The 9,278-nt window shown below is 72.5% G+C and carries 6 protein-coding genes; 4 read left to right on the top strand and 2 right to left on the bottom strand.

All coding sequences use genetic code 11. From position 1 onward, the window contains the following. Nucleotides 1-144 precede the first annotated feature (144 nt). Nucleotides 145-3,717 carry a CDP-glycerol glycerophosphotransferase family protein gene (locus tag ACFV04_RS26415; RefSeq protein WP_380532881.1) on the bottom strand — a complete coding sequence of 1,191 codons (3,573 nt, stop codon included), beginning with the start codon at nucleotides 3,715-3,717 and terminating at the stop codon, nucleotides 145-147. A gap of 134 nt (nucleotides 3,718-3,851) precedes the next feature. Between ACFV04_RS26415 and ACFV04_RS26410 the strand changes: the two genes are divergently transcribed. Together ACFV04_RS26410 and ACFV04_RS26405 are read left to right on the top strand one after the other, a co-directional pair. Further along, entirely contained in the window at nucleotides 3,852-4,850 is a 999-nt protein-coding gene (locus ACFV04_RS26410) for a glycosyltransferase family 2 protein (RefSeq protein WP_380532878.1), read from the top strand. A 71-nt stretch (nucleotides 4,851-4,921) separates the two neighbouring features. Next, nucleotides 4,922-5,932, top strand: coding sequence for a YhjD/YihY/BrkB family envelope integrity protein (locus ACFV04_RS26405; RefSeq protein ID WP_380532876.1), 1,011 nt, complete (start codon nucleotides 4,922-4,924; stop codon nucleotides 5,930-5,932). A 27-nt stretch (nucleotides 5,933-5,959) separates the two neighbouring features. On the opposite strand, the gene ACFV04_RS26400 is transcribed toward ACFV04_RS26405, so the two are convergent. Beyond that, nucleotides 5,960-7,156 (bottom strand): D-alanyl-D-alanine carboxypeptidase family protein, encoded by a 1,197-nt coding sequence (locus ACFV04_RS26400; protein ID WP_380532873.1) that lies wholly within the window; start codon nucleotides 7,154-7,156, stop codon nucleotides 5,960-5,962. Between the two features lie 141 nt (nucleotides 7,157-7,297). Here ACFV04_RS26400 and ACFV04_RS26395 point away from each other — a divergent pair, with 141 nt between their 5' ends. Both ACFV04_RS26395 and ACFV04_RS26390 read left to right on the top strand, forming a co-directional pair. Beyond that, nucleotides 7,298-7,555, top strand: a complete 258-nt coding sequence (locus ACFV04_RS26395) for an SCO4848 family membrane protein (RefSeq protein ID WP_360254791.1) — start codon at nucleotides 7,298-7,300, stop codon at nucleotides 7,553-7,555. A gap of 96 nt (nucleotides 7,556-7,651) precedes the next feature. Next, on the top strand, nucleotides 7,652-9,262 hold the full coding sequence (locus ACFV04_RS26390) for a hypothetical protein (RefSeq protein WP_380532871.1): 1,611 nt from the start codon (nucleotides 7,652-7,654) through the stop codon (nucleotides 9,260-9,262). The last annotated feature ends 16 nt before the right edge of the window (nucleotides 9,263-9,278 follow it).

The raw sequence follows: 9,278 nt of genomic DNA, 5'->3' as shown, positions 1-9,278 counted from the left end.
TTTGGGTGTGGGGGTTTGTTTTTCTTTCAAACTCCCCGCGGGGTTTTTTTGTGGTTTTTTTCTACCGCCCGCCGGGGCCCCCCCGCCCCGGGGCCCCCCCCCCCCGGGGGGGGGCCCCCCCCCCTCCCGGGCCGTTCGCGGCGGTTACTCCGTGCGGAGCATCGCGTCGACCACCCGGGCCGCCGCCTTGCCGTCGTCCAGGTCGCAGTACTTCTCGCGGAACGCGGCGGCCTTGTCCGCGTACTCGGACGCGACCTCGTCCACCCGGCCGAGCGCGGAGACCAGCTCCTCGGAGGTGGCCAGCAGCGGGCCGGGCACCTCCGCCTCGAAGTCCAGGCTGAACCCGCGCAGGTTGTCGCGGTAGTGCTCCAGGTCGTGGGTGAAGAAGAGCATCGGCTTGCCCGTCGACGCGAAGTCGAACGCGCTCGACGAGTAGTCGGTCACCAGCACATCGGCGATCAGCAGCAGCTCCGCCATGTCGGGGTAGCTGCCGACGTCCCAGATGTAGCCGTTGCCGGCGCCCGGGATCTGGCCGCACATCATGGTGTGCCGGCGCACCAGCAGCACCTGGTCGTCGCCGAGCGCGGCCTTGGCCGCCGCGGTGTCGATCCGCAGGTCGATCTGGTAGCCGCCCTGCGGCCGGCGCCGGTCCTCGCGCCAGGTCGGCGCGTAGAGCACGACCTTCTTGCCCTCGGGCAGGCCGAGCCGCTCCCGGACCCGCTCGGCGGTCTTCTCCCGGTCGGCCGCGAACAGCAGGTCGTTGCGGGGCGAACCGCTCTCCAGGATCTCGCCCTTGAAGTCGAAGGCGCGCCGCAGCACCGGGGCCGACCAGCTGTTGCCGGCCACCAGCAGGCTCCAGTTCGGGACCTCCCGGGCCAGGCCCTTGAGGTAGTTGGAGTCGGTGAACCAGACCTTCTCGAAGTCGAAGCCGACCTGCTTCAGCGGGCTGCCGCGCCAGGTCTGCAGCACCACCTGGCCGGGACGGCGGACGAAGAAGTCGGGCAGGTGGGTGCTGGTCACGATGTACTTGGCGGTGGCCAGCGCCTCGAACCACTCCGGGCTCCAGAGCCGGACCGCCGTCGCGCTCTGCGGCAGCTCGACCTGCATGTCGTCGCTGCCCCACAGGTGCTCCAGGGACAGGCCGCGGCGGACCAGCTCCTCGTGGACGGCCCGCGGCGAGTCGGCGTACATGCTGCCGTTGCCGGCGTTGTACAGCACCGTGTCGCGCACCGGCAGGCGGCGGGCGGCCGGGTAGTCGACGCTGCGCAGCTGGCGCTGGCGGTAGCCGGAGCGCTCCTCGGGCAGCAGCGCCGCGTGCGACTCCAGCGACAGGCCGTCGTGGTAGCGGCGCTCCAGCACGATGCGCTTGCCGCGGGACTCCACCTCCAGCGGCAGCGCGTCGAAGCAGCCCGGGGTGACCTGCGCGGAGGCGTCGGACAGCTTCTCGACCGGCGCGCCGACCTGGCGGAAGTAGACGTCCCAGGTGCCCTTGGCGAACGGCACCCGGCCGGCGAAGGAGGCCGTCGGCACGGCGGGCAGCGCGGTGCGGAACCGGCCGTCCGAGATCTCCACCGGGTAGACGTGCTCCTCCTCGCGCCAGTGGTGACGGACCACCAGCTCCCAGAGGTGCGCGCCGGGCAGCGGGAACGAGCCGCTGAGCAGGAAGCCGTCGGCGCCGCGCGCCGACACCTCGTCCACCAGCGGCTGCAGCAGCTGGTCGGAGAACTGCAGGTAGCCGCCGGGGGAGGGCTTGGAGTAGAGCGCCCGGCGCAGGCCGGCCGGGGCCTGCGGGTTCAGCGGCAGGTGCAGCTGCTCGGGCGCGTTGCGCTCGTCCCAGGCCACCGGGACGACGCTGCCGTCGGCCAGCAGCAGCGCGGTGTCCCAGCGGTCGCGGGCGCGCTCGGCGGCCACCGGGTCCAGCTCGGCCCAGGCCTCGCGGACGGCGGTCAGCTCGTCGACCGCGAAGGAGGCGGTGAACGGCTGCAGCGAGCCGACCGGCGCACCCAGCTCCACCGGGACGGTGACCTCGCGGTCCGACTCGGCGTGGGTGAGCTGCAGCCGGGCCCCGGCGAAGCTCGCGCCGGAGCGGGCCGCGCCCGAGACCTCCACCCGGCCGGCGTGCGCGGCCAGGCCGGTCACCCGGGCCTTGACCGTCTCCACCCGCAGGTAGACGAAGTTGTCGCGGACCCACGGCACGATCCGGACGTCCGGCTCGACCCAGTGCGACGGGACGTACTGCGCGGTGTCGCTCCAGCCGGCCGAGATCCGGCCCTTGTACACCCCGCCCTTGCCCGCGCCGGCCACCAGGAAGCGCCAGTGCCCGTCCTTCCACTGACCGCGGTGCTTGAGCTTCTTCGGGTCGAGCGAGACGGTGAAGCCGGACCAGTCGCAGCTGTACAGGTCGTGGTTGCAGCTGGCCGTGGCCTCGGGGCTGTACGTGGTCTTCATCGGAACCGCGATCACCCGGCGGCCCTTGGTCTCGCGCAGCACCAGCGTGCGGACCATGTCGTGCTTGTTGGCCGCGCCCAGCTGCTCCGGGTACGCGTGCCCGGTCAGCTGCAGCTTGCCGCCCACCCAGGCGCTCTCGTACAGCCGGCTGCGCATGACCAGCGAGTTGTCCAGCTTGAGCACGCCGGCCGGCACGCTCTTGCGCCCGCCGCGCAGGAACGGGTAGTCGGCGTACGGGCGCAGCAGACCGCGGGCCTGGACACCGCCGCCGCTCTCGCCCTCGTACTTGATCTGGTCGACCAGCTCGTCCACCCGGCCCGCCAGGGTCAGGTGGTACTTCAGCCGCAGCGGCGCGCGCAGCTTGCGGACCTGCTCGGGGCCGATCGACCGGAGCAGCCGGCTGACGTGCTGGACGTAGGCGGCCCGGTACTCCTTGTCGCCGTCCACGACGGACCAGAAGAACATCGGGATCTCCTCGACGAGGGTGTTCTCGTCGTAGGAGCGCAGGTACTGGGCGAAGCGCGGCTCGGTCTGCTTCTTCAACCAGCCGCGGACCAGCTCGACCGAGGCGACGCGGTCGATCAGGCCCTTCGGGTTGGTGCGCATCTGCGTGATCGACATCTCGCCGACCTCGCGCTCGCGCCAGTGGTAGATCGGCTCGGAGAGCACGTCCACGCTCGTGGCCAGGTAGTGGTGCGGCACGCTGACCGGCGCGTCCTCGTACAGGATGCCCTCGGGGTAGAGCAGGTCGGCCGCGTCGAAGAAGGACCGGCGGTACACCTTGTTCCACGCGGTGCGGTCGGTGACCAGCGCCGGGATCTCGGTGATGTGGGTCTTGAGCCTGGTCTCCTTGAACGGCTTCACGTGGCCGCCCGACTGGTAGTAGCCCACGGCGCGGAAGCGCAGCACGTTGCCGGTGCAGAAGTCCGAGCCGGTCTCGTCCAGCGTGTTGATCATCAGCTCGTACGCGCTCGGCGGCATCGAGTCGTCGCTGTCCACGAAGCACAGGAACTCGGCGTCCGGGTCGATGTGCCGGATCCCGGTGTTGCGGGCCGCGCCGAGGCCCTTGTTCACCTGGCGGACCAGCCGGAAGCGCGAGTCCTTGGCCGCGTACGCCTCGGCGAGCGCCGCGCTGTCGTCCTTCGAACCGTCGTCGACCATGACGCACTCGAAGTCCGTGAAGGTCTGGGCCGCGATCGAGTCGAGGCACTCGACGAGATAACGCTCGACGTTGTAGATCGGAACGACGATGGAGAGGCGGGGAGCCATCGGCTACGCAGGCCTTTCTGGGAAGGAGCGAGGCAGCCCGCTGGGGGCCTGACCGCATTTCGAACGGTGCGTACGTGCGACCCGATCCTACCTCCGGGACCGGGGCCGCCCCCGGGGCCACTACGCTGGGGCGCGTGCCCCGCTTCAGCCTCATCGTCCCCGTGTACAAGGTCCAGGACTACCTCACCGAGTGCCTCGACTCGGTCCTCGGCCAGGACGGCCCGGACCTCGAACTGATCGCGGTGGACGACCGCTCCCCGGACGGCTGCGGTGCCCTGCTGGACGAGGCGGCCGCCGCCGACCCCCGGGTCCGGGTGCTGCACCTGCCGGAGAACGTCGGCCTCGGCCGGGCCCGCAACGCCGGCCTGGACGTCGCCACCGGGGACTACGTCGTCTTCCTCGACAGCGACGACACCCTCACCCCCGGCCTGCTCGAGGCGATCGACGAGCGGCTCGCCGCCACCGGCGACCCCGACGTCCTGGTCTACGACTACGCCCGCACCTACGCCGACGGCCGGATCACCCGGGCCGCCTCCGCGCACGTCTTCGGCGCCGCCTCCCCGGACGTCTTCGACCTCGACGCCCGCCCCGACCTCCTCGACCTGCTCCAGGTCGTCTGGAACAAGGCCTACCGCCGCGACTTCGTCACCGAGCAGCGGCTGGTCTTCCCGGCCGGCTACTACGAGGACACCCCCTGGACCTACCCGGCGCTGCTCGCCGCGGGCCGGATCACCCTGCTCGACCGGGTCGGCGTGCACTACCGCCAGCGCCAGGAGGGCGGCAACATCCTGGCCACCGCCAGCCGCAAGCACTTCGACGTCTTCGCCCAGTACGACCTGGTCTTCGACTTCCTCGACCGCCGCCCCGACCTCGACCGCTGGCGCCCGGTCGTCTACGGCCGGATGCTGCACCACCTCAACACCGTGGTCTCCAAGCCCGGCCGGGTCCCCTCCGGCGACCGGCGCGAGTACTTCCGCCGCGCCGCCGCGCACTGCGCCCGGCTGCGCCCGGCCGGCTACCGCCCGCCCGCCGGCGTCGACGGCATGCGCACCGAACTGCTCGGCCACGGCCGCTACGGCGCCTACCAGGCCGTCCGCGCCCTCGCGAAGGCCCGCCGGATCGTCAAGCGGTAGGGCCCCCGGACTTCCGCTCCGGGCACCGCGCCTGACGGCCATTCGGGGGACGGCCCGGTATAACCGGTCGGGTGGACTTCCTGACCCGCCTTCCGGTCATCGGCCCGCTCGTCACTCGGGTGCTGCGCAGCCGCCCGTACCGGGTGTACGAGTACTTCTCCGCCGCCCGCGGCAACCGGCTGGCCGGAGCCGTCACCTTCTTCGGCTTCCTGGCCCTGTTCCCGCTGCTCACGGTCGGCCTGGCGATCGCCGTCGCGACACTCAGCGACAGCCGGGTGCACGACCTCCAGGAGCGCATCTCCGAACAGCTGCCGGGCATCTCGGACGCGCTGGACCTGCCGTCCCTGGTGGCCAGCGCGGGCACGGTCGGACTGGTCAGCGGGGCGCTGCTGCTGCTCTCCGGCCTCGGCTGGGTGGACACCATGCGCACCTCGATCCGGGACGTGTGGCAGCTGCCCGACGAGGAGGGCAACCCGGTGCTGCGCAAGGTCTGGGACGTCGTGGTGCTGGGCGGGCTCGGCCTGGTGTCGCTGCTGTCGCTCGCCGCCTCCGCGGCCGGGACGACCCTGGCCGGGCGGATCGCCGACGCGATCGGCCTCGGCAGCGGCTACCTGCTCACCGGGGTCGGCGTGCTGATCGCCATAGGGTGCGACATGCTGTTGTTCGCCTACCTGCTGGCGCCCTTCCCCGGGATCACCGGCCAGCGCCGCCGGGACGTCCTGGTCGGCGCGCTGATCGGCGCGGTCGGCTTCGAACTGCTGAAGGTCCTGCTCGCCTCCTACCTCGGCTCCGTCGCCGGGCGGAGCCTGTACGGGGCGTTCGCCACACCGGTCGCGCTGCTGCTGTGGATCAACGTCGTCTGCCGGCTGCTGATGTACTGCGTGGCCTGGACCGCCACGGCCGACCCGGCGGCCGCCCGGGAACGGACCAGGGCGCACGGTCGGGCCCTGCTGGAGGCGGCCGACCAGGCCGAGGCCCGGGCCGAGGACGGGGACGGGCCGGAGCCCCGGGAGTCCGCGGCGGGCCCGGGGCGGAGCGCGGCGAAGGCCGCCGAGAACGGCGAGGCCCGGCCCCGCGACTGAGGCCGGGCCCACCCGTCGGGCGGTCGGTCAGCCCGCCGAGCGGCGCCGCCGCAGGACCAGTGCGCCGTACCCGGCCCCGGCCCCGGCCAGCACGACGACCGACCAGCCGACGAGGCCGAACCCGTCGTTCCCGGCGGTCGCGGGCGCCGCGGTCGGCCCGGTGACGGCCGGGGAGGGGTGCGGCGGCGGCGCGGGCACGCCCGCCGTGCCGCCGGCCTGGCCGGTCGGCTCGGCCCCGGCCGCCGGGAGCTCGTCTACCAGCTTGCCGACCGGCTGGACCTTGCCCGCCGCGGCGAAGCCCCAGTCGAGCAGGGCGGCCGTCTCGTCGTACACCTTCTGGTAGCTCGTCGGGTGCATCACCGTCACCAGCAGGGTGCGCCCGTCGCGCTCGGCGGCCCCGACGAACGTCGAACCGGCGTTGGTCGTGGTGCCGTTCTTCACCCCGATCAGCCCGGGGTACTTGCCCAGCAGCCGGTCGGTGTTGGCGATCCCGAAGCTGCCGCGCTGACCGGTGTTCTTGTCGACCGCGCCCGGGAACATCGCGTCCCGGGTCGCGCAGTAGCTCCGGAAGTCCGCGTTGCGCAGGCCGGCCCGGGCGAACAGCGACAGGTCGTAGGCCGAGGAGACCTGGCCGTCCATGTCGTAGCCGTCCGGGGAGACCACCCGGGTGTCCCTCGCCTGCAGGGCCTCGGCGCGCGCCTGCATCTCGGCGACGGTCTGCTGGACACCGCCGTTCATGTGCGACAGGACGTGCACGGCGTCGTTGCCCGAGCTCAGGAACACCCCGCGCCACAGGTCCTCGACCCGGTACTCCAGGTTCTCCTTGATGCCGACCAGGCTGCTGCCGGCTCCGATCCCCTGGATCTCCTCGTCGGCGACCTTGTGCACCGCGTTGCGGTCGAACTTCGGCAGCACGGTGTCCGCGAAGAGGATCTTCAGCGTGCTCGCCGGCGGCAGTTTGAGGTGCGGGTTGTAGGACGCCAGCACCTCGCCCGACACCGCGTCGGACACTATCCAGGACTGGCCGGTGAGATCGCCCGGCAGCGCCGGGGCCCCCGGCAACGGGGCGAACTGGACCCCCGGGCTCCCGAGCCGGTCACCACCGACCGCGGACGGGGGCGGCTGCTGCGGGGCCGCGACCGCCACCGGGGCGACGAGCAGGACCGGGAGGGCCGCGGTGACCGCGGCGCACAGGCGCGCGAACGTGTGACGGGGAGTGGGCACCAGCAGACCGTACCCATTCCGGGCCCCCCGCGTCCGCCGCGCCGGGCCCGTCCTCCGCAGGAGGGGCCCGCCGTACGCCGATCGGCGGCCCGCGCATACTGGGGACGCACACCGCCTTCACACCCCCGTCGAGGACCACCCATGAAGCTCAGCCGCCGCACCTCCTGGTTCCTGACCGCCTTCGGCGTCTGGTCGATGATCATCTGGACCACCTTCGTCAAGAACCTGTGGAAGGACTCCGGCGGCCAGGCCTTCACCAACGGCGACCACTCCCAGCCCACCGCCTTCTTCTGGATCCACCTCCTCCTCGCCGTCACCTCCTTCGTCCTCGGCGTCGCCGTCGGCACCATCGGCCTCCGCGGCCTGCGCGCCACCCGCCGCGCACCGGCCACCGACTGAGAATCCCCGTTGCCGCTGTCAGTCCCCACTGGCAGGATCTCCACCGCTCGTGCACGTATCGAAAAGATCTGCAGACAAAGGGGTGGGGACTTCCTGATGACGCACACGTACCTGCGCAGGCTCGGCGGGGTGGCCGCGGCGGCGGTGGCCGCGGGCCTGCTCGCCGTCCCGACGGCGGCGGTGGCCGACGACACCGCCCCGGAGGTCCTGGGGACGGAACAGGGCGGCGAGTACCGGACCAATGCCTGCGACGCGACGACCGCTCCGCTTCGGAGCGGACGGACGGCGGCCGGCCCGACGCTCAAGGCCAAGGTCACCGGTGCCGGTGCCCGGTTCGGCGTCTGGGACGAGACGACGGGAGCCCAGGCTCCGGTGTACACCGGTGAGGCCCAGGCCTACGCCCAGCAGGCCTCCGTCAAGGTGCCCGGCCTGCTGGACGGCCACAGCTACGCCTGGCACGCCTGGGCCCTGCAGGGCACGCAGGCCTCCGCCCCGTCGGCGGACTGCCACTTCTCGGTGGACACCACGTCGCCGACCGCCACGGTCTCCTCGACCGACTTCCCGGCGAGCGGCAAGGCCACCAAGTACGCGGGGCAGAAGGGGACGTTCGTCATCAGGACGGCCGACCCCGCTCCGGCCGGTGGGACGGCCTCCGGTGTCGCCTGCGTCCGGTACGGCTTCGACTACCTCGGTGTGGGCGGTTGCGACTCGCCGAACGCCGTCAAGCCCGGCGCCGACGGCACCGTGACGCTCGACCTCAAGGTCCTGAACTGGGGCTCCAACGACCTCAAGGTCCAGGTGCTGGACGACGCGGGCAACCTCGGCCAGGCGTCCTACTCCTTCTACGCCCCCTCGAACCCGAACCCGCCGAGCACCCTCGGCGACGTCGACGGGGACGGCACCGCGGACATCCTGCTGCCGGACGCGCAGGGCAACCTGCAGTACATCGGCGTCAACTCCGCCGACACCACGCCCGGTTCGACCGTCCGGGCGGTCGCCGCCCCGGACCGCACGAGCTGGGCCTCGTACCAGGTGGCGCACCGGGGCTGGTCGAACGACCACGCGCCGTCCGCGGACGACCTGTTCATCCACAAGCCCGGCCAGGGCTACCTCTACCTGCACCGGAACGTCGACTACGGCTCGATCGGTCAGGCACTGACCGGCGCCGTCCGTTCGACCGAGTGCGTGGACGACACCGGTGCCGACGCCGCCTGCCCCGCCGACTTCGCCAAGGACTGGTCCAAGGCCGACCAGCTGGTCGCGTTCGGTCCCGTCGACGGGGGCACCGAGCCCTCGCTGGTGACCCTGGAGGGCGGCAACCTCTGGCTGCACGCCGGAGGCGACTTCGCCTACGGCTGGCAGAAGGCCCGCAAGCTCACCACCTCCGGTGCCTGGGGCGGCTACGACCTGATCGCCCCCGGCCCGGACGCGGCCGGCAACCTCGCCCTGTGGGCGCGTGACCGGGCCACCGGCGAGCTGCACGCCCACCCGGTCCCGAAGCGGGCCGACGGCACCCTGGACTTCTCCGCCCTCGCCGACCCCGCGGCGAACGTGGTCGCGACCGGCTTCACCACCGACGCCTACCCGACGCTCGGCAGCTCGGGCGACGGGGACGGCAAGCCGGACCTGTGGGCCGTCACCGCGGACCGGCACCTGGTGACGTTCGGCGGCTGGTCGGCCCCGAAGGACCTCGGCGCGCTGCGCTAGGAAACGGCGCAGGCCC

Origin of the sequence: Kitasatospora sp. NPDC059599, from assembly GCF_042735125.1 — a bacterium.
Classification (GTDB): Bacteria; Actinomycetota; Actinomycetes; order Streptomycetales; family Streptomycetaceae; genus Kitasatospora.
Note: the sequence above shows the minus strand (reverse complement) of the source record. Positions and strands in the feature narration are given on the sequence as shown.